Source organism: Microcoleus sp. S13_B4, assembly GCF_036700885.1.
Lineage (GTDB): Bacteria > Cyanobacteriota > Cyanobacteriia > Cyanobacteriales > Microcoleaceae > Microcoleus.
On sequence record NZ_JAUBPU010000003.1, the window covers coordinates 179,933 to 200,582 of the forward strand.

Annotated in this window: 16 protein-coding genes and 1 pseudogene; 8 read left to right on the forward strand and 9 right to left on the reverse strand. The window is 46.8% G+C overall.

Annotation, left to right across the window (positions count from 1 at the left end; translation table 11 throughout):
- Positions 1-39 precede the first annotated feature (39 nt).
- On the forward strand, positions 40-1,197 hold the full coding sequence (locus QT994_RS03550) for an alanine--glyoxylate aminotransferase family protein (RefSeq protein ID WP_333171828.1): 1,158 nt from the start codon (positions 40-42) through the stop codon (positions 1,195-1,197).
- 59 nt (positions 1,198-1,256) lie between these two features.
- On the opposite strand, the gene QT994_RS03555 is transcribed toward QT994_RS03550, so the two are convergent.
- From QT994_RS03555 to nblR, 4 genes are all read right to left on the reverse strand, one after another.
- On the reverse strand, positions 1,257-1,472 hold the full coding sequence (locus QT994_RS03555) for a DUF2949 domain-containing protein (RefSeq protein WP_333048949.1): 216 nt from the start codon (positions 1,470-1,472) through the stop codon (positions 1,257-1,259).
- A gap of 115 nt (positions 1,473-1,587) precedes the next feature.
- Positions 1,588-1,800, reverse strand: a complete 213-nt coding sequence (locus QT994_RS03560) for a hypothetical protein (protein WP_333048950.1) — start codon at positions 1,798-1,800, stop codon at positions 1,588-1,590.
- 493 nt (positions 1,801-2,293) lie between these two features.
- The gene (locus tag QT994_RS03565; RefSeq protein ID WP_333171830.1) at positions 2,294-2,809 is read right to left on the reverse strand and encodes a DUF192 domain-containing protein; all 516 of its coding nucleotides are present in this window, start codon (positions 2,807-2,809) and stop codon (positions 2,294-2,296) included.
- Positions 2,810-2,905: 96 nt separating this feature from the next.
- Positions 2,906-3,601: a response regulator transcription factor NblR gene (nblR, locus tag QT994_RS03570; protein WP_190737859.1), complete on the reverse strand. Its 696-nt coding sequence runs from the start codon at positions 3,599-3,601 to the stop codon at positions 2,906-2,908.
- 276 nt (positions 3,602-3,877) lie between these two features.
- Between nblR and rbsK the strand changes: the two genes are divergently transcribed.
- On the forward strand, positions 3,878-4,798 hold the full coding sequence (rbsK, locus tag QT994_RS03575; protein WP_333171833.1) for a ribokinase: 921 nt from the start codon (positions 3,878-3,880) through the stop codon (positions 4,796-4,798).
- A gap of 132 nt (positions 4,799-4,930) precedes the next feature.
- On the opposite strand, the gene QT994_RS03580 is transcribed toward rbsK, so the two are convergent.
- Positions 4,931-5,245, reverse strand: a complete 315-nt coding sequence (locus QT994_RS03580) for a TRADD-N-associated membrane domain-containing protein (RefSeq protein WP_333171835.1) — start codon at positions 5,243-5,245, stop codon at positions 4,931-4,933.
- Between the two features lie 250 nt (positions 5,246-5,495).
- Between QT994_RS03580 and QT994_RS03585 the strand changes: the two genes are divergently transcribed.
- A complete protein-coding gene (locus QT994_RS03585; protein ID WP_333171837.1) occupies positions 5,496-6,662 on the forward strand; it encodes an nSTAND1 domain-containing NTPase in 1,167 nt (388 codons plus the stop codon).
- Positions 6,663-6,791: 129 nt separating this feature from the next.
- Entirely contained in the window at positions 6,792-7,529 is a 738-nt protein-coding gene (locus QT994_RS03590; RefSeq protein ID WP_333171838.1) for a hypothetical protein, read from the forward strand.
- Between the two features lie 403 nt (positions 7,530-7,932).
- Here the strand turns inward: QT994_RS03590 and QT994_RS03595 are convergent, their stop codons facing one another.
- Complete coding sequence (locus QT994_RS03595) at positions 7,933-9,210, reverse strand: ribulose bisphosphate carboxylase small subunit (RefSeq protein WP_333171840.1); 1,278 nt, start codon at positions 9,208-9,210, stop codon at positions 7,933-7,935.
- A 128-nt stretch (positions 9,211-9,338) separates the two neighbouring features.
- Here QT994_RS03595 and QT994_RS03600 point away from each other — a divergent pair, with 128 nt between their 5' ends.
- From QT994_RS03600 to QT994_RS03610, 3 genes are all read left to right on the forward strand, one after another.
- The gene (locus QT994_RS03600) at positions 9,339-10,610 is read left to right on the forward strand and encodes an aspartate aminotransferase family protein (RefSeq protein ID WP_333171842.1); all 1,272 of its coding nucleotides are present in this window, start codon (positions 9,339-9,341) and stop codon (positions 10,608-10,610) included.
- A 598-nt stretch (positions 10,611-11,208) separates the two neighbouring features.
- On the forward strand, positions 11,209-12,399 hold the full coding sequence (locus QT994_RS03605) for an RNA-guided endonuclease InsQ/TnpB family protein (protein ID WP_445243863.1): 1,191 nt from the start codon (positions 11,209-11,211) through the stop codon (positions 12,397-12,399).
- Positions 12,400-12,439: 40 nt separating this feature from the next.
- Entirely contained in the window at positions 12,440-16,096 is a 3,657-nt protein-coding gene (locus tag QT994_RS03610; RefSeq protein WP_333171846.1) for a CHAT domain-containing tetratricopeptide repeat protein, read from the forward strand.
- A 341-nt stretch (positions 16,097-16,437) separates the two neighbouring features.
- Here QT994_RS03610 and QT994_RS03615 read toward each other — a convergent pair whose 3' ends face one another.
- Together QT994_RS03615 and gltX are read right to left on the reverse strand one after the other, a co-directional pair.
- The gene (locus QT994_RS03615) at positions 16,438-16,872 is read right to left on the reverse strand and encodes a CAAD domain-containing protein (protein ID WP_333171936.1); all 435 of its coding nucleotides are present in this window, start codon (positions 16,870-16,872) and stop codon (positions 16,438-16,440) included.
- A gap of 402 nt (positions 16,873-17,274) precedes the next feature.
- Positions 17,275-18,717: pseudogene (gltX, locus tag QT994_RS03620) on the reverse strand (glutamate--tRNA ligase); the annotation flags it as partial.
- 333 nt (positions 18,718-19,050) lie between these two features.
- Between gltX and QT994_RS03625 the strand changes: the two are divergent.
- The gene (locus tag QT994_RS03625) at positions 19,051-19,599 is read left to right on the forward strand and encodes a DUF393 domain-containing protein (protein WP_333171848.1); all 549 of its coding nucleotides are present in this window, start codon (positions 19,051-19,053) and stop codon (positions 19,597-19,599) included.
- A 365-nt stretch (positions 19,600-19,964) separates the two neighbouring features.
- Here QT994_RS03625 and QT994_RS03630 read toward each other — a convergent pair whose 3' ends face one another.
- A complete protein-coding gene (locus tag QT994_RS03630) occupies positions 19,965-20,627 on the reverse strand; it encodes a Uma2 family endonuclease (protein ID WP_333171850.1) in 663 nt (220 codons plus the stop codon).
- Positions 20,628-20,650 lie beyond the last annotated feature (23 nt).

Genomic DNA, 20,650 nt, shown 5'->3' on the forward strand with positions numbered 1-20,650 from the left:
ATTCTATATAACTCCCACAGAAAAACTTAGGACAATATCATGGACAACAAATTAATGCTGATGATTCCCGGCCCGACGCCGGTACCTGAAGCGGCCTTGTTAGCGATGGCAAAACACCCGATGGGCCACCGCAGCAAGGAATTTGACGGGATTTTTGCAGAATGTACCGAAAACCTCAAATGGCTGCACCAAACTAAAAGTGACGTGCTGAGTTTAACCGTTTCTGGTACCGGCGCGATGGAAGCTGGGATAATTAATTTCTTGAGTGCGGGCGATCGAGTTTTAATCGGTACCAACGGCAAATTTGGTGAACGCTGGGCTGAAGTCGCCGAAGCTTACGGTTTAAACGCCGAAATTATTAAAGCCGAGTGGGGCCAACCTTTAGACCCCGAACACTTCCGCGAAAAACTCGAAGCAGATACAGAGAAGCAAATCAAAGCTGTTATCATCACCCACTCGGAAACCTCTACCGGCGTCCTCAACGACCTCGAAACCATCAACCGCCACGTTAAGGCCCACGGTGAAGCTTTAATTATGGTCGATGCTGTCACTAGCTTAGGCGCGGTCAATATTCCGATGGACGCTTGGGGAATCGATGTCATTGCTTCCGGTTCTCAGAAAGCTTACATGATTCCTCCAGGTTTGGGTTTTGTGGCCGTCAGTCCCAAAGCTTGGGAAGCTTACAAAACGGCGAAACTGCCCCGCTATTATTTGGATTTGGGCAAATATAGCAAAGACGCTGCCAAAAATACCACTCCTTTTACTCCCCCTGTCAATATGTTTTTTGCCCTGCAAGCATCGCTGCAGATGATGAAAACAGAAGGGTTGGAAAATGTTTTCGCGCGACACAAACGCTTAATGACAACTACTCGCGCTGCTGTTAAAGCTTTAGGTTTGCCGTTGTTTGCGGCTGACGATGCCGCCAGCCCTGCGATTACTTCGGTTATGCCACCAGCATCCGTAGATGCTCAAAAAGTGCGGACTTTGATGAGAAAGAGATTTGACATTGCTCTCGCCGACGGACAAGACCATTTGAAAGGTAAAATCTTCCGCATCGGTCATTTGGGCTTTGTGTGCGATCGCGATATTCTAGCAGCAATTTCCTCTTTAGAAGTCGTGTTGCGAGAATTGGGTCATGAAGGCTACACTCCTGGTGCCGGCGTTGCCGCTGCTGCCAAATTCTTGGCTGAATCCTAATCTCAGTTGTTAAAGGATTTTGGATTTTGGATTATTTATATCTAAAATCTAAAATCCTTTTAATATGCTTCGGATAACCAATCAAAGATTTTATCCAACTGGTCGAGAGTGACTAAACCATACTGCCAAAGAACCATCGGCAAGGAATTCGGGTCTTTATCACGCTGCCGCTGTTTGTTATCGCCGACACGTTCGGCGACAGCAATTGACGCGGGCGAAATTGCCAAATCTTCTTGTAAAAATCGAATTAATCGAGTGTATGTAGCGGGTGCCATGTGATTTCACCTCTAAGTATAGGACACCATTTTCTGATGTGAACCTGATGTTTTGGATGAGTAATAAGCCAGTTTTAAATTTGTCTTGTTACCGTCGATAGCTTTTAAAACGCTATTAGCGGTTGAACTGCCAAACGTAATGCTGAGTGCGAGCGCACAAGCTAACCTTTCCCAAAAAGTGAAAGGTTTTGCAATTTTGCTGATGTCGGCCCGATCGACTTGCGATCGCGATCGAACCTAAACTGAATACCTCGGCATCTTTGCAGCGCGAATCAGAATAAATTCTGCTACCTAAAACTACTAAACCAGGTTCAGAGTTTAACTTCATCTGCCGAAATGCAGAATCCGCAAATCTACTTCGGCAAAATTAGTTAGATATTTCGAGCAAACCCGAAACTGCTACCACAAGTTAAGTTTGCCAATTACCGCCAATTAACTTGGCTCGTAGCATATTACTTTAGATAGGTTTAGTAGATTTAGCTCGATCGCCAGAACTTCCAGAGAATTTCTTTTCGTGTTGCTACACCTTGAGGCTGAGTATCGTCTCTCAGGATTGGTAACGAGTCGCTGACTCGTCTCATACCTGCGACCAACAATCTACAACTTCCGGAAACAAGCTCAAGTCCTGACTGACTGAGATCGACATCGTAGCAAATCTTTCGGTGTTTGTACTGAATCTTACATTAATGTCTTAACAAATTTAATCAATTTTTGTAAAGTTTCTAAATTTTCTCCGGTATTCCGAAGGTAGGGGGCTCTCTGGGCGATGGGAACCGGGGGATTGTGTCTTTTTGCAGGTTTTACTGAAAGAGTCCGAAGTTTTACTGGAAAAACTCGATTTCAATACGATCGCCCACTTTGACACCGAGTTCAGCAGCCCGCCCGCCCCCGAGTTCAATCACTCGATCGACAACAGTATCAGGCCCGTAGGTGGGACAAGGCTCCGCAGTACAAGGAGGTGTTCCGGCTGCGATGGCTTCAACAACCCCATCCCGCAGAAAAATCATATCCAGAGAAATCTTGCAATTTTTCATCCAAAAATTGACCCACCGCGCCGGTTTAAACTCAAACAGCATTCCTCTGTCATCGGCCAAAGAAGTTCTGTACATTAAACCGATAGCCTGTTGTTCGGGTGTTTTAGCCACTTCGAGTTCAATTGGGCGATCGGCTATCCGAGCTCTAGCAGAAACAGCCAGCACTTGACCCGATGTTGTCGCCGTCGGAGACTGAGCCGCCAAAATACCAGTAGCACCAGCATTTGCGATCGGTAAAGTCGGCGAACATCCCAGCAAAAATATACTTACTCCAATACCGAGCAAATTAGTTAAATAACTCATAATGATTTTAGATTGTTGACTGTTGACTGTTGACTGTTAACTGTTGACTGCGTTGAGTGATGACGACTGACAACTGACAACTGTCAACTGACTGCTTCAAGCTTCCCGCATCACATAGCCAACACCGCGCACCGTCTGAATCAAGCGCTTTTCGCCCTCATCTTCAATCTTGAGCCGCAGATAGCGGATGTAAACCTCAATTACATTCGACTCACCCAGAAAGTCGTAACCCCAAACATTTTCCAGAATTTGTTCCCGAGTCAAAACCTCGCGGGGATGTTCCATCAAATACTTTAGCAGCTCATATTCCTTCATCGTCAGGTCGATCGCCCGTCCATTGCGTAGGGCCCGCCTAGAGGCCAAATCCAAAACTAAATCGCCAAACCTCAATTGTTCGTTGCTGGTGTTATCCGGCTGCAAATACAAGCGCACCAACTGCAAAAACTCCTCAGTGCGGTAAGGTTTGAGAAAATAATCATCCGCCCCAGCTTCCAGACAAGCTACGCGATCGTCAACTGTATCACGACCGACCAGTAGCAGCACCGGCACCCGATTGCCAATACTTCTGAGGTAAGAACACAGTGATAGCCCCGACTCAGCGCCAAGTATCCGGTCAATTACAATCAAAGCAGGCTGCAATTCATGAGCTAAATTTTGGCCGGTGGCGGTGTTAGAAGCTACTACCGGTTCATAGCCGGAGGATTTTAAGTCGAGACTCAAGTGTCCGGCGAGAACTTCGTCTGTTTCAACTAGCAGGACACAGGGATTGCGATCGAGAGTAATTGCAGCCATTGAATTGACCGGTGAAGACCATAACTGTTCTAGCACGTTTGATGGCGGTTGGTTGTTAACTGTTGGTTGTTGGCTGTTGACTGTTGGCTGTTATTAGACTTCTCCTAAAAAGCAGATTTTGAACAGGCATCCTGCCTGTTCCACGATAATTATGGGAGATATCTATTCGTTATGGGTTATTTGCGAGTTGCTACCCATTACCAATTCCCAATTCTACAATGCCCCATGCCCCATGCCCCATGCCCAATTCCCCATGCCCAATTCCCAATTTAAATTATGACCATCATCGTATTCGGCAGTATCAACATCGACCTAGCAGCAAAAACTCCCCGGTTGCCGCAGCCAGGGGAAACTATCATCGGTAGCAATTTTTTCACCGCCGGCGGCGGTAAAGGAGCAAATCAAGCCGTCGCCGCCGCCCGTCTCGGCACTTCCACCCACATCATCGGTCGCGTCGGTAACGATAAATTTGCTGAAGAATTATTGACAACTTTACAATCTTATGGTTTAAGTACAGACAATGTATTAATAGACAAAAACACTCATTCAGGAGTGGCAATTATCGCCGTAGACGAGACAGGTCAAAATAATATTATTGTGATTCCGGGCGCCAACAATAATGTCGGTGAAGCAGATATAGAACGTCTCAAAAAACTGTTACCGTCAGCTACATCCTTGCTTTTACAGTTAGAAATTCCCCAGGAATTTGTCCAACAAGCTGCGAAAATTGCTCATCAAGCGGGGGTGCGAGTTATTCTCGATCCAGCACCGGCTATGGCAGATTTGCCACTGGAACTTTATCCGCTAATTGACATTATCACGCCGAATGAAGTGGAAGCGGGCCAGTTAGTTGGTTTTCGGGTGAATGACACGGAAACAGCGATTGTAGCTGCCAAACACTTGCAGGAGCGTGGGGTCAAGAATGTTATTGTCAAATTGGGCGATCGCGGGGCTGTTGCTGTTACGGCGGATGAAACCTTTTTTGTACCGGCTTTTGCTGTAGAGGCGATCGACACTGTGGCTGCTGGCGATGCTTTTAACGGCGGCTTGGCCTCTGCATTAGATGCCGATCTGTCCTTGTCAGAAGCGGTGCGGTGGGGCGCAGCAGCGGGCGCTCTGTGCACAACTAAAGTGGGTGCTCAAGGTGCTATGCCCGATCGGGCAACCTTTGATAAATTTTTGCAGAATTTAACTTGAATTTGTCAGGTGCGTATTAGTTGAATTTGTCAGGTGCGAAAGGCGCACCCTACTTTGACTTGTAAAGCGCGCATTAGTTGAATTGGTAATTTGTCAGGTGCGGAAGGCGCACCCTACTTTAACTATTTTTATTTAATTGTCGTCTTTGAATTCTTTGGCTAGGCGATCGAGTCGATCGTTCGTTTCTTTTGTAAACTTGAGTAACCTACCGCTGACAATATTTAATGTTAATCCGCCAGCGGTGGCAACTGAGCCTTCTGTGACTTTTCCAGAAAACAACAGTACGATGACTAAAATACTGATAAAGGCGTTTACTATTTTTAACCCAATAGTCACGTTAAAACTTAATTTAGCTTGACGCAAACGTTCTTGAATGACATCTCGCTCCATTTCTGGGTAATCATCAGAACGGAATGGTGGGTTGGAAGTGGACTTATTAAGAAGCATTTCATTTCTTTTAACTCTACAATGTCTATCTTCCACCTACTGAAACAGCTTTGGGACGATTCTGAAGACGATAGGCAGGAACTTTGTAGATTTTGAGAATTAACTTTGCCATCTCAGTTCCAGCTAGCTTTTCAGCTTGGGAGGCTGAGATCCGAGCAAACTTGGTTTACTGGCTTAAGTTCATATAAACTATTATTATCTTCCTTAAGTTCGGGAATATCGTCACCCGAACGTTAAACTTCGCCAACTTATGAATTCACGGACGCAGCAGCGCGATCGCGGTGTGATACTGACACCCACAGGAAAGCAGAAACTTCAGGCTGAGATACATCGGTTAGATATCACCAGCGAAAGATACGCCGTCCGTAAAATCCATGAACAAATTCAACTTGAGCTCAACGGCGAAACGTTACATCCTGATACAGTCAGGAAGATAGTGCGGGGTCAGGGAGTCGAAAAAAGCTCTCTTGAACTTGTTTTTAGGGCGCTTCGGCTAAAACTGGAGGAGGGTGACTATGATTTTGCTCCTAAAAATCAACTGCAAAATGCAGAAGATAGCGAAACTTCCTCGTTTGTAATTGGCACTCCCATCACCCATCCGCGCTACTTTTTTGGGCGGAAGAAGGAACTAAAACGCTTATTCGACTTACTGAAACGCCGTCCCCTGCAAAATGCTGCCATTATCGGCAAGAGCGGCAGTGGCAAGACTTCTTTGCTGGAATACTTGAAAAATATTACCACCACCCCAACAGCACAGTTGCGTCCCGGTCAAAAATCTGACTGGTTGCCCTCTCCAGAAAACTATCGCTGGATTTTGGTAGATTTTCAAGATCCGCGACGGCAGAGTCGGGAAGGGTTGCTGCGCTACATTTTAGAATGCCTAAAAATGTCAGTTCCCAGCCCTTGCGACTTAGAGGGATTTATGGATGTGGTTAGCAGTAATTTACTTCAGCCTACAGTCATCTTATTTGATGAAATTGGTGTAGGTTTACAGCGCTGTCCCGAATTAGATGATGAGTTTTGGGAGAGTTTGCACTCTTTGAGAACATACCAAACCAATGGGAATTTAGGGTTTGTCTTGGCAACTCCAGTATCGCCGATCGAATTAGCGCGTAGCACCGGACATAGTTTGCCTTTTTTCAATATCTTTCGATATAATACCACAACTCTCGGAGCTATGACTGAAGCTGAAGCGCGCGAGTTGATAGCCAGTTCGCCCATGCCTTTTCCGGCTGAGGATGTCGAGTGGATTTTGACTCAAAGTAAATGCTGGCCTCTGCTGCTGCAAATCCTTTGTCAAGAACGATTATTTAGTTTGGAAGATGAGGAAATGGGGGATGATTGGCAGGAAGAAGGGTTAAAACAGATGCAGTCCTTCGATCATTTATTGAATCCTTTATTTGATCTACTTTTCTAGCGATCGTTATATTTATGGAACCACTCAAAATTAAGTACGTAAAGCAATTTGATCGCAAGCCCTCGCATTTATCTGTGGGCTCAATCTAAAATCTAAAATCTAAAATCTAAAATCGGATGACCTCCCCAAATGTGCCGCGCAACGCCTACACCGATTCAAGCGCTACAACAAAATATTGCCCTGCTTGCCTTGGATGAATTCGAGGTCCTAGATAATGCCATCACAAAAGGACGCTTTGATGAGGAGGATGTTCTGGGAATGTTGCGTCACCTGATTCAACATCGTCCCCGCTTCAAAGTGCTGCTAGCTGGTTCCCATACAATAGAAGAATTTCAGCGTTGGGCTAGCTATTTAATCAATGTCCAAGTCGTTCATATCAGCTACCTGAAACAACCCGAAGCGCGTCAACTAATTGAGCAACCCGTCCAAGATTTTACCCTGCGTTACGAACCCAATGCGGTTGAGCGAGTCTTGCAACTCACCCGCTGTCACCCTTTCCTAATACAACTCCTCTGCGCTGAAATTATCGCACTAAAAAACGAGCAAGATCCATCTAGCCGCCGACTGGCAACTTTAGCGGATGTAGAAGCAGCAATACCACAGGCTTTAAGTGTTGGCAGTTTCTTTTTTGCCGATATTCAAAGCAATCAAGCAGATGCAGCAGGATTAGATATTTTGCAGTTTTTGGCAGCACGAGGAGAAGGGGCAACAGTCAGCCGATTAACTATTTTGCAACACTTTCCCGATAAATCCCATGCTCTCAATTTACTTCTGCAACGCGAATTGATTGAGGAAGTTAGTGAGGGCTACCGTTTCCAAGTTGAATTAATTCGCCGCTGGTTTGCATCATCTCTGTCTGTCCAGTAGTCTACAGCGAGAGTAAGAAGATATTGCCTGTAGGGACACAACAGTGTTCATTGCTGTCAACTTAACGTTAAACCGATAGTCCGACAGGGGTTGAAACCCCTGCCTCAAAGCTAAAGTCCTCTAAAGAGGACTGATATCAAATCCGTTAGCATCGGAATTATTCATCTCTCTGTTTTCTTCCTCTGCGTTCTCTGCGTACTCTGCGGTTTAATCATCCAATGCAACCGGAATTGATATGAGAATAAAAATTTTTAAACTCATTAGTCCTCTTCAGAGGACTTTAGCTATTAGACAGGGAATTCATTCCCTGGCGGACTGGCGGACTACCGGGTGGGCCGGCTGACAGCTTAAGTTGACACCTATGAACAATGTTCTGTCCTTCATAACTTCAACTACTTCAGCTTTAACCCTGCGGCCGCTGAATAATTGTTTCAACTACCCGCCGCTTGACTTTTGGATCGATACCAATCAGCCGCACGTATTCGCCGCCGTGTTCCGCCAAACAAGTTTCTAAAGATGCAACCACATCTTTTTCCTGTGCAGTTTTAATCGTCGCGCAACTTTGCCAAGAACCCGTTTTAAATCGGCGATTATCTGCATATTCCATGCCAATTTTGCAGCCTCTTGCTAACAACTGCTTTACTTGTTCCAATACCTCGGAACTCAGCCGCGCCGCATGACCGTTACCCACTTCAGAACTTGGCTCCTCGTAAGCCTTATAATATTTCGAGGAGGGGTCGTTTAATTGACTTTGCGTGGGCGCAGCAGCAGGGGGATTGGGCGTTCCTTGAACGTTAAACAGCCGCGATTGGTTGTATTCATCTACTAAGCGCATTTCCTTAATCCGCTTTTGTTGACCCACCATCAAACTGCCCATTTCTAATAAATGAGCGAGGCTGAAATTCGGGTTATGGAAATCTGGCGCTGCTTCCAAAGTGTTTACCAAACGCTTGGAAACTCGCTCGATTCCTACTTTGTGAATGAATTCGCGGATTTGTTCGTCATAAATGCGCGATCGCAAAGCACTAAAAAAGTCGATCGCCTGATCTGCAAAATTATCAACTAACGCCACAATATCGGTTTTTGACAATTTGTCAGACTCAAAAATTCCCCCAACAATGCCAATTTTATCATCCCGGCTGGGTTCCCAATAAAACTTTTCCATCCGCCCGTCGCGAATCAGCGGCGCGTACAGCGTAGAAAAATCATTTCCGGTGACAATAATCGGCACTCTATGCAGTGGCGTGCTGTCATAACTTCCGGGTAACTGCACGTTAGTTGGATTATCAGCAATATTCATCAGAGTGGCATTGACCATCTGAGTATTGACAGTATATTGAGTAGTAGTATCGAACCTGCCAGCACCAGCATCCAAATCGTTAATAAAGATGGCGCACATCTCGCCCCGCACCCTAATTTGCTCCGCCGCTTCCCGGTAGCGCAAGCGAATTAAACGCGCCGGATCTCCTGCATCCGGGCTTTCTAATTCCCCGCCAGATATCATCACAGGTTCAAAGCCCATCCGCCGAAAAACCAGTTCGGTTTGAAAAGTTTTGCCTTCTCCTTTTCGGCCATGAATTCCCAAAATTAGGGGAACTCTTACCCCGGGCAAATTTAAAAAGTTCTTAGTGACGTGCACCGCAACTTTATCGAGAAAGTTAGGAGAAATGTAATAACTCATCAGTAGATTTGTGAGGGATTAATTGTTGTTACTGTTATGATTTTATGACAAAACTAACAGCCTGCACCGCTAACCTGGATTTTTACCGTACAATCGAGGTCTGAATATTATGTGTTAAGGAGCGATTCGTGAGTCCAGAAACCTTACTAAAAGAACCAACCGTGCAAGCCGAAGCCAGTCCCTTCAGTTCTGAAAGCTTCGACAGCTATGTAATGACAACTTACGGGCGTTTTGCGATCGCCCTAGAACGGGGCCTCGGCTGCCGCGTTTGGGATACCGAGGGCCGCGAATATCTCGATTTTGTGGCGGGTATTGCTACCTGCACTCTGGGACACGCGCACCCGGCAATGATTGCAGCGGTAACTCAGCAAATTCAGACCCTGCACCATGTTTCTAACCTTTATTACATCCCCGTACAGGGCGAGCTGGCGAAGTGGCTTGTAGACCATTCTTGCGCGGACAGAGCCTTCTTTTGCAACTCCGGTGCGGAAGCTAATGAAGCGGCAATTAAACTCGCCCGCAAGTACGCCCACGAAAAATTAAATATCTCGAATCCGACAATCATTACCGCTGTTGCGAGTTTCCACGGGCGGACTTTGGCGACAATTACGGCAACGGGACAGCCTAAATACCAAAAGGGTTTTAGCCCCTTGGTACCGGGATTTCACTATGTGCCCTACAACGATATTAGTGCGATCAAAAGTGCGATCGAGCAACTCGACAAAGACGAACGCCAAGTAGCTGCAATTATGCTGGAAGCGCTGCAAGGCGAAGGCGGAGTTCGCCCCGGAGATATCGCCTACTTCCAGCGAATTCGGGAAATTTGCGACGAAAAAGGCATTTTGCTCATTCTCGACGAAGTGCAAGTCGGGATGGGACGCAGCGGCAAATACTGGGGCTACGAAAACCTCGGCATTGAACCGGATATCTTTACATCTGCCAAAGGATTGGGCGGCGGTATCCCGATCGGCGCTATGCTGTGCAAATCTTTCTGCGATGTATTTGAACCGGGAAGTCACGCCAGCACTTTCGGCGGCAATCCTTTTGCTTGCGCTGTAGCTTTGTGCGTTTGCCAAACTTTGGAACGGGAAAACCTTCTAGAAAACGTGCAGCAGCGCGGGGAACAGTTGAAAGCAGGGCTCAACAAGTTGGCGGCCGAATATCTGCATTTAATTGCTGAGGTGCGCGGCTGGGGTTTGATTGTCGGGATGGAATTACAAGCTGATATCGAACTTACATCCGCTGATATCGTCAAATCTGCCATCGCCGCAGGAGTTTTGTTGGTTCCTGCAGGGCCGAAAGTGCTGAGGTTTGTCCCGCCGCTGATTGTCACTGCCGCTGAAGTCGATCGAGCTCTGCAGGCAGTGGAATCAGCGCTGCGCTCTCAAGCGGTACAGTAAAATCTAGTGAGTTGATTTTTGTTAGCTGTAGCGCTGCAACTCGCGCCATATCCTAGATAACTCACTTAGTCCAAGACACACTCTTCGTCAGAAACCCGCTTTCTTTCGAGATTTCTCGTTACTAAACCCAAGAGTTTCGCAGAAACCGGGTTTCTTAGCCTAAGTCCGATCGGGGTAAAAGTAAACCCGCCCCGCTGCAAGTCTGTCAGGGCGGGTTTGTCAAGTTTAGAACTGTCTGTGAAACCCGCCCCGAAAGACTGACGGCGCTTTTAACCGGGAGTGTCAATAAAAAGCAACGGGCAAAATTATACTATTAGCCATTGCAGGTGCTAGTTTCGCTATCGGCGTGTCTGTTGGGACTTGTGAATCCTGGTTTAACTAGCGCCCTTCCCACTAAACGGAGTACCGTTATAGTGGGAAGGGCGGGTGACGAAGATTGCATCCTCAAGCAATTTTTGGGACAGCTTTCAACAGAGAAAAGATGTAATCCTCGGCAGCAAATTTTTTCGTAATACTTTGCTCGTCAACTGTATGTTGTGAGAGAATATAAGAACCAAGGAGGTGAGGTTGATTGCTACCCAAGGCTATCCCAGTTCGTTTGTATCCTACCCAAAATCAAAAAATACAAGTAGCTTCAACTTTTGGGGGTGCGGGTTGGTGGTCTAATTATGGTCAAAATAAATCAACTGAAGTTTATAAAAAAACTGGTAAAAGACTTGGCTGCTCCGCGTTCAACACAGTTTTAGCTGCTATCAAAAAATCCGATGGAAGTGCAGGGTTAGGCGAGGGTTATAGCCAAGTTTTGCAAGCTACTACGATCCACTTAACCACGGTTCACAAAAAGTTTTTTGATAAACTTGCGGGGTTTCCTAAGTTAAAATTTCAGGGTAAGAAACAGTCATTTTCGTATGCTCAAAAGTTCACCAAGGTAGATGCCCATGTTAAAAATTTCCGCAATATAGGAATAGCCACACCCAAAAAACAGAGATTCATTGAGGGTCAAATTAAGAGTGGAATTATTATTAGTAAAAATTATTCAGGGAAATATCTGGCATCTATACTGACCGAAATTGAGAGTGAGAACCCCACAACAAAAGAAGGTAGGATTTATGCCATTGATTTAGGAGTGAAATACTTTGCTATTGTCACCGAGGGCGAAAAAGTATCTAAATTTGACAAGGCAAAGCACAAGAAGAACTGGAAGCGCAAGCAGCCAAAGTTAAGGAACCAGCAGAAAAAAAGTAATTCTAGGTATAAATATAGAAAAGCTGTTGCCAAGGTATGCGAACGATTTAGGAATTCACGGCAAGATTTTCTACATAAACTTAGTTATAAGTTGGTCAGCGATCGCCTCGCGGTCATAGTAGAAAACTTTCATTTCGGGAACAGGATTCGCAATTCAAATTTGGCGAAAGCAATATTAGATGAGGTTTTGGGAAGTTTTACCAACTTCTTAGCCTACAAGTTGGAACGCAAAGGCGGGAACTTAGTCGAGCTTGATAGAGGGGTTTCCAGTTCTAAACTCTGTTCTAATTGTTTCTATCCAATGACCGAGATGCCATTAGATATGAGGGAAGGGACTTGTCCTCACTGTGCTACAGATCGCGATCGGGAGGGGAACGCAGCGATAAAGATGAAAGCAGAAGGTATCAAAATACTAAAGGCGGAAGGTTCAGCCGTTTCGGCTTTAGTAGGATGCGAGGTAAGACCAAAGCTGGGAGGAAAGTATAAGCTAAGGCACTCGCCTATGAGTACAGAAGCCCCTACTATATTCGGTACTACGATTTAGGGGTGGGTAGTTCACTTGGTTGCACGGAATCAGCGCTCCTATGGTTAATAGTTTGGCGGAATGCACGATGGACGAACAGCGTCGCAAAACTGATGTTAATATGCTCCAAGCGCTGCTGGAAAATCCTGGGGACTCAGGAATAGATTTGATTTTGAGGACGAACCCAAAGTCGATCGACTTTGGGTTCGTGCAAACGCTTTATTTGGAAGAACCGGCACTGACGCGAGAAAGTTTGCTGAAAGCTGCAAAATTTTTCCAAAGGGCGATCGCACCCTTAGAATCTGCAAAGGGCAATTATAAATTGCCCGCAACCGGGGCAGCATATCTGGCTTTTTTAGCAGAAGTATTGCAGGCAGTGACGCGCAGCGCTGATTCGCAGCACCTGTACTCGCTGCTGAGAAACAATTTAGATAAACTCGACCAGAATTTTGCACAACTGCTGCGCTGCTGGGCAAATTTGGTGTTTTCTGCTGCCAAAGAATCGGAGACTAGGCGCATTGCAGCGTTAATCGGCAATCTGAGCAACAAAATTGGGCGGTTTCCCCTCGGCAGCAAAGCTAATAACTTGGAAATCGAAATTGCCGGTTACGAAACAGTTGCCAAGGTGTTTACGCGCAAAGACTTTCCCCAAGAATGGGCGGTGATGCAAAACAATCTGGGCAACGCTTACAGCGATCGTCCCAAAGGTGATAAGGCTCAAAATATCGAACAGGCGATCGCTTGCTTTGAAAATGCCCTACAAGTACGCACGCCCGAACAGTACCCGGAACAGTGGGCGACGCTACAAAACAATCTGGGCAACGCTTACAGCGAGCGTCTCAGGGGAGATCCGGCAGACAATCTAGAACAGGCGATCGCCTGCTATCAAAACGCGCTGCGAGTTCGCACCCGCGAAACTTTCGGGGAAGAGTGGGCGAGCACTCAAAACAATCTCGGCCGTGCTTACAGCCGGCGGCTGCGGGGCAACCGAGCTGAAAATTTGGAACTGGCAGTCGCTTGCTACCAGAATGCTTTGCAAGTCTACAACCGCAAGGTGTTTCCCCGGCGTTGGGCTACAACTCAAAATAATTTGGCAAATGCTTACTGCGAGTTGCTGCGGGGCAACCGAGCTGAAAATCTCGAATACGCGGTTACGTGCTATCAGAGAGCTTTGCAGGTGCGGACTCGGGAAGCTTTTCCGCAGCAGTGGGCGACGACTCAAAGGAATTTGGGTCGGGTGTTTGTCGATCGCATCAAAGGCGATCCGGTGGAAAATTTGGAAATGGCGATCGCCTGCTATCAAAATGCTTTACAAGTCTACACCCGCATCAAATTTCCCGAAGCTTGGGCTTCGATCCAAACTTACCTCGGTAGGATCTACAGTCGGCGGGTGAAAGGGGAAAAAGCCGAAAATATGGAAATGGCGATCGTCTGCTATCAAAATGCTTTGCTGTTTTGCAACCGCCAAAAAACTCCCGAACGCTGGGCAATGCTGTGTGCTTACCTCGGCCGCGCTTTCTGCGAACACGTGAAAGGGGAAAAAAACCGCAACCTAAAAAGCGCGATCGCCTGCTATCAAAATGCGGGCGAAGTCTACACCAGGCAGGCATATCCCAACCGCTGGGCCATGCTGCAAATTTATCTCGGCAGGGCTTATTCGCAACTGACCGAGGCGGAAAACTTGTCCCACATGGAAAGTGCGATCGCCTGCTATCACAGCGCCTGCCAAGTCTACACTCGCGAAACCTATCCCCACCGCTGGGCTGAAATTTTATTTTATTTGGGTCAAGCTTACCGAGTTCGAGGCGACTTGCTTCGCGCCTACGGGGTTTTTACTGCTGCGGTCGATACTGTTGAATTCTTGCGTTGCGAAGTTGGGGTTGATACAGTCGATTTTGGCGATCAGACGAGTACCGCAAAAGTCAAATTAACCCGCACCTGGGCTGGGCTCTATAAATGCCTAGTGCAAGTTTGCCTGGAACTCGGCGCTAGCCAACCTGAATATTACGCTAAGGCTCTGGAATACGCCGAACGCCACAAAAATCGGAATTTGGTAGAACTGCTGGTTAAATGCCACTTGACTCCGAAAGCCGAAATTCCTGCAGCGGTGCGAAGCGAGTTGGAGTCGCTGCAACTGGAAATAGCGGGGGAACAGCGGCACCAAGAACAGGGAGAACCTGACCCGAATACGACCTTGATTTCTGAGGGCGATAGCCAAGGTTTGAGCAGCGGTTCTCTACTGCCGAACTCGGACTTCTTGCACTTAAATCAATTGTGGAAGCAGTTTGATAGGTTGATTGCGCGGGAGGTGCAGGCAAACGATCCTTTCTTCAGCCTAGCTCACAAAGTTGAACCGATCGCTTTCGAGCAAATTCGCCAATTGTTGCCTGATGACAATTGCGCTGCTGTGGTGTGGGCGAGTTTGGGGGAGTTGCTGGTTGCTTTTGTGGTGGTGAAGAGTGAACAATATCCCGCCGTTCACCTGTGTTCCCCGGAAAATGCTTTGGCTGCCGAAAGTTGGGGCCAGGAGTACCTCACCGCTTATTCTGAACAAAAAGGTCGCTGGATCAATCATCTCCCGACTCGCCTCAAACGCTTGGCTACGATGCTGGAAATCGATCAAGTGGTGGCGCTGATTCCTGATAATTGCGATCGGCTGATTTTTGTGCCACACCGATTTTTGCACGCTTTGCCACTCCACGCTTTGCCTTTGGCGGGGAGAGACGGGTTTGAGGACGGTGGGGGAATTTTTAGGTCTGGGTGGAGCGATCGCAGCGGTTTTGATGTGGAAACCTACAGCCTTTCGGATTTTTCTCAAAGTTCGTCTTTTGGCGACGTTGCAGCGCCTGCTGCTTATTTGATCGATCGATTTCCTGGAGGAATTCGCTATGCTCCTAGCTGTCAGCTATTGCTGTTGAGACAAAGTGCACACGGAGCGGCTATTGGTCGGTACAGACCAGGTTTGCAGCACCTTTTGGCAATTCCAACTTTCACCAGAGATGCGTTCTACAGCAACATTGAAATCGGCAATATTTCCCAGTATTTTGCCAGTACAGAAGTTGTGCGCCATAAGCCGGCAATTAAAGGGGCTTTTTCCCAAGAAAGGTCTGCTGATAATGGGAATTTGCCCCAGCAAATAGGGCAGTTGCAGCAGAAAAAATGCGCTCATTTTGCTTGTTTGAGTTTGCTTAATTTGGCTTGGCCGCTGAAATCCGCAGTGTTTTTGAGGAATGATTCTCTGAGTTTGGAGGAAATTTTTAATCTGGATTTTCGGCCATATTTTTTAGTTACTTTATCGGGTTGCGAAATTGCCGCTGGCGGAGTTAGCGGTGCTGGAGGAGATTTTGTGGGTTTGTCGGCGGGTTTGTTGTATGCTGGCACGTCTAGTGTGGTGAGCAGTCTTTGGAAGGTGAACGATGTTTCTACGCTACTGCTGACGAGCAAGTTTTATGAAAATCTGGGACGGTTTTCTGCGTTGCAGGTGGGAGATGTGGCGATCGCGCTGGGGGACGCTCAAAGGTGGCTGCGGGATTTGACTAGCGAGGAGTTGGAGGTGTTGCTGGCGGATTTTCAACCTCAAATTTCGCAAATGTTCGATCGGCTTTCTCCAAGTTCTCGCCTAATTGCGGAGGCTTCTTTGCAGCAAATTCGCAACCGCAAACCTTATCCTTTTGCCAATCCTTATTATTGGGCGGCTTTTACTGCGGCTGGGGTTTAGTTAATTGTTATTAATCATTACTTATCCAATCTGTTAGCATCGGAATGATTCCTATCTCTCTTCTCGACCTGTGCGTGAATCAGCGTCAATACCTTGTCATCTGCGGTTCAGAAATCCTCTTTTTTTTACCGCAGATGAGGGCAGATAAACACCGATTAACGCAGACGAATTAGATCAATTCCGGTTGCACCATTCGTATTGTTGACTGTTGACGGGATTTTACTATTCCGATGCTAGCGAAATTGGTATCATTAGTCATTAGTCATTTAAAAACCCGACACTCACAACTTTAAATAAGTTGTCCATGCCGGGTACAAATTCAACAAATTACTAGCAAAAGTTTAGGACTTTTTGCCGAAAATTTGTTCTTTCAAGGCTTGAATTTCTTGACCTAATTGTTGCCGATTGGACGATCGCAGCAAATAGCGGTAGACAAACCATACCGCGTATCCGATACCAATTAGCTCGAATGTGGGTGCTAGCAGGGGGATGTCGTTGAGTTCGTCTACTATGCCCAAAAGCACTTTCAAAGAGATAATCGAGGCTAAAATTACACCGACAACAGTCAGGGGACTTTTGTACTGTTCGTAAAAGCTGCCGATGTAAGCGGGAAACTCGGACAAAATTGCGATAATTTGTTCTTTGATCTGCTGGGTCTGACTTGGTGTTTCGTCGGTAATTATGACTTTTGTGGTATCGCTGGAACTGTCTGCTTCATTTCCGGCAGGAATTTCGGTGATGATAACGGTTGTTTCTGGTTCGTTTGATGAAGTCATTTCTCCACTCGCAATAGTTGTTTGCTGGTTGGCGGCAGGTATTTCAACTGCTGCTGCGACTGTTTCAAGAGCCGGTATTTCGACTGCTGCAACCTCCCCGTCGGTTGGTTCAAGAGCCGACACTTCGCCTGTTTCTGAAGTCGGTATTTCGACTGCTGTAACTTCCACTGCTGGTTCGACAGTCGGCGTTTCGACTGTTTCGAGCGCAAGTTTTTCGACTTCTGAAACCTCTGCTGCTGATGGTTCAACAACCGGGGTTTTGATTGTTTCAATAGTCGGTGTTTCGACTTTTGAAACCTCTGCTGCTGACTGTTCTGTAGCAGAAGTTTCAGCGACTGTTTCTGCCTTTGGTTGTTCTGGGGTAGAAGTTTCGTCCGCGACACCAACAGCCGGCAAATTCAAGTTGCTAATGGCATCAAGCAAACGGGTTTTAGCCGTTCCTCGTTGGTGAAGGATTACCCAAGATTCTATCAGGTCGGGGCCGTGCATTGCACCTGTCAGAGCGGCTCTGAGCGATCGCATAATTAGCCCTTTGTTAAGATTTTTCTCTTTACTGAGCTTTTTAGTGATTTTCTGAGCTTCCGCTGATGTCAGGGATGAATGACTTTCCATAGCTTCTAAAACTGCTTGTAAAGCCTGTGCCGCCCCTGTTTGCTGCAATTGTGCGAGTGCTTCTTCTTCGTGTTCCACGGTGGTGGAGAAGAATACCTTACACATATCCACAGCATCGGTTAAGCGAACGAGACTCGGGCCGATTAAAGCAGCTATTTGTTCGAGCCAGGGGCGGTCTGCCTCCAAGTCAAACTCATAACCGCCTTTCTGCCACCAATAAGGTATCAGCAAATCTGTCAATTGCGGCACTGGCATTTTGTGCAGATATTGACTGTTCAGCCAATTGAGTTTATCCCAGTCAAATTTTGCACCGGCTTTGTTGACTCGATAGAATGTAAATAATTCTGCTGCTTCCGACAGTGTAAATATTTCCTGCGTTGAATCCGGCGGAGTCCAACCGAGCAAAGTCATGTAATTAACTAAAGCTTCGGGCAGGTAGCCCATATCTTTGAAGTCAGAAATCGAGGTTACGCCGTCGCGTTTAGAAAGCTTTTGCCCTTGGGAGTTTAAAATCAGCGGCGTGTGGGCAAATTCTGGGATTGTCGCGCCCAAAGCTTCGTAGAGCAATATTTGTTTCGGAGTATTGCCGATGTGATCTTCCCCGCGGATGACGTGGGTGATGCCCATGTCGATGTCATCGACAACTACTGCGAGGTTGTAGAGGGGTTGGCCGATAACGCCGCCGCTGGATGCACGGGCAATCACCATATCGCCGCCGAGGTCGCTACCTTTCCAGGTTACGGTGTCGCGTACCATGTCGTTCCACGCGATCGTGCGATCATCGTCGATGATAAACCGAATCACAGCTTGTCGCCCTTCGCCTTCAAAAGCTGCGCGCTCTTTGCTTGTCAAGTTGCGGTGCCGGTTGTCGTAGCGGGGGGCTTGTTTGTTGGCTTTTTGTGCTTCCCGCATTTCGTCGAGTTCTTCCGACGTGGTGTAGCAGCGGTAGGCGAGTCCATTGTCTAGAAGGGTTTGGACTGCTCGGCGGTATATTTCCAGACGCTGCGACTGAAAACTCGGACCTTCGTCCCAGTTCATACCCAGCCAGGTGAGTCCTTCGAGGATGTTATCGGTGTATTCGCTTTTAGAACGTTCTACGTCTGTGTCTTCTACCCGCAGGATGAATTTTCCGCCTTGGTTGCGGGCAAACAGCCAGTTAAATACGGCGGTTCTGGCGGTACCGATGTGTAGGTTTCCGGTGGGACTGGGGGCTAGACGGACTCTGACATTCATGTAGATTTGTGCTTTTAGATTGGGCGATTTGCTGGTTGGGGGAATAGCTGATGTTTAAGACTTTAAATTTTATTATATTTTGTTGCCGAATTAACAGTTGTGCTTGGCAGGTGCTTTGCCTCGAATTGCTTGATAATAGGCGATCCTCTTCGAGGGCTTTCCTTCGGATCGCGGAGCTAACGAGCGATCGGGCGAAAGTCTCCGGCAAGGCAGGAGAGGGCATCTTGATGATATTAGCTTGCGGGCGACCAAGACTGGATTCACCTTTGGGACTATTTTTCACAGCACAAATAACTGCTTTAGGAGTACCCAAGGCGCACCTGATAACTATTGATGCTTGTAAAATGTTTGTGTGCGATCGACGAAATTAAAATATATTTCCCTATGTCTGCTGCTAAAACCGAGTTTTCCGAATCTGTTGCGCCCTCACCCGAGTCTGCTGCGCCTGCTTGGCAGATTGAGTTGCTGTACGACGGTGAATGTCCTCTGTGCGTGCGGGAGGTTAATTTCTTGAAAAAACGCGACGCGGGGCGAGGTTTAGTGTCGTTTGTGGATATTGCGGATGATGGCTACAACCCCGAAGCCCACGGCGGAATCGACTACGAAACGGCGATGGGTCGGATTCACGCGATATTACCCGACGGTACGACGGTTAAAAATGTAGAGGTTTTTCGCCGCACCTACGAGATTTTAGGGATGGGATGGATTTATGCAGTTACTAAGTTACCAGTGCTCGGGGCGATCGCCAATTGGCTGTACGGAATTTGGGCGGACTGGCGGCTGATGCTGACGGGAAGGCCGGATTTAGCAACTATTATGAGCGATCGAACTCAGCGAATTGAGTGCGAAAGTCAAGGCCGCTGCCGACCCAACTCGAAATGAGTAATATTTAATAAGTTCGATCGCTCGATCAGAAAATGTCAGCAGAAACAGACTGCAACTAACATTAAAGATGGACTACTATTAAAGGTCAAAAAAAATGCAAGATGCAGGCTATACAGTCTTCATGGGCTTCGGTGGTCTCTGGATACTTATGGGAATTGCCGCTGTGATTTTCCTGTTAAAATCGGACGGTCAAAAACTTAGGTTTGGCAAATGGGGATTGCTAGTTGCTATTCCTATTCTCGTGCCCATCGTCCTGGTTTTGACATATCAGATAGCCCGACCGTTTATTATTCCACACCTTTGAGCGCTGCTGGGAGTCGATCGTCCGTGGAAGAAAGGAATTAGTTAAATTAAGTTAAATATTATTGCTCATTTTCGGGCGATCGCAACTGGTCGTTCGCCCATTGACGCAAAGACCGAATTATGGCATTGTCATCTTGAGTTTCTGCCATCTGCAAGAATTGATTGAGCATTGCTACAGAAAGGATCGGAAATGTCGGACTGCGATCGCAGGTAATATATTCCCGATTTTGCAATTGATAAATTTGTACAGTTTGTCCCCGATACCGCCAAACTTCAGGGATTTCTAGCTGTGTGTAAACTACAAATCGATTAGAAGAAGGACTGGTAATATCAACTTCAATTACCAAGTCTGGGGGAGGATCGGTTGAGATGTCAAGCCTTCTCCCTAGAATGCGATCGACATTTTGGATATAAAAACATGAATCTGGCTCTGCACCTTGTTCTAAATCTTCACGGTTGAGAGTCGTCGAACCAAATCCCTTAATCTTCAAGTCCAGTTCCTCAGTCAAAGCTGTAACAATCCGTTTGAGCAAACAGTTAATAGTTTCATGCAATTCGGATGGCATGAGAATTTCTAAGACTCCTTGAGAATATGAAAATCGCGAGGATCTCTTGTCTCCTGCTTCTGCTAATAAGCTTTCGTAAGTCTGCCAACTGATATTAGATAATACTACCCGTTGTGTCGTTTCTTCCGGTGAGGGCTTAATGTTCGTAACGGTCATATTTTCCCGCTCCTTAATCATGT

Coding starts and splice junctions, on each gene's coding strand:
- QT994_RS03550 (WP_333171828.1), top strand. CDS start 40: ATGGACAACAAATTAATGCTGATGATTCCCGGCCCGACGCCGGTACCT.
- QT994_RS03555 (WP_333048949.1), bottom strand. CDS start 1,472: ATGGCACCCGCTACATACACTCGATTAATTCGATTTTTACAAGAAGAT.
- QT994_RS03560 (WP_333048950.1), bottom strand. CDS start 1,800: ATGAAGTTAAACTCTGAACCTGGTTTAGTAGTTTTAGGTAGCAGAATT.
- QT994_RS03565 (WP_333171830.1), bottom strand. CDS start 2,809: ATGAGTTATTTAACTAATTTGCTCGGTATTGGAGTAAGTATATTTTTG.
- nblR (WP_190737859.1), bottom strand. CDS start 3,601: ATGGCTGCAATTACTCTCGATCGCAATCCCTGTGTCCTGCTAGTTGAA.
- rbsK (WP_333171833.1), top strand. CDS start 3,878: ATGACCATCATCGTATTCGGCAGTATCAACATCGACCTAGCAGCAAAA.
- QT994_RS03580 (WP_333171835.1), bottom strand. CDS start 5,245: ATGCTTCTTAATAAGTCCACTTCCAACCCACCATTCCGTTCTGATGAT.
- QT994_RS03585 (WP_333171837.1), top strand. CDS start 5,496: ATGAATTCACGGACGCAGCAGCGCGATCGCGGTGTGATACTGACACCC.
- QT994_RS03590 (WP_333171838.1), top strand. CDS start 6,792: ATGTGCCGCGCAACGCCTACACCGATTCAAGCGCTACAACAAAATATT.
- QT994_RS03595 (WP_333171840.1), bottom strand. CDS start 9,210: ATGAGTTATTACATTTCTCCTAACTTTCTCGATAAAGTTGCGGTGCAC.
- QT994_RS03610 (WP_333171846.1), top strand. CDS start 12,440: ATGGTTAATAGTTTGGCGGAATGCACGATGGACGAACAGCGTCGCAAA.
- QT994_RS03615 (WP_333171936.1), bottom strand. CDS start 16,872: ATGACTTCATCAAACGAACCAGAAACAACCGTTATCATCACCGAAATT.
- QT994_RS03625 (WP_333171848.1), top strand. CDS start 19,051: ATGCTTGTAAAATGTTTGTGTGCGATCGACGAAATTAAAATATATTTC.
- QT994_RS03630 (WP_333171850.1), bottom strand. CDS start 20,627: ATGACCGTTACGAACATTAAGCCCTCACCGGAAGAAACGACACAACGG.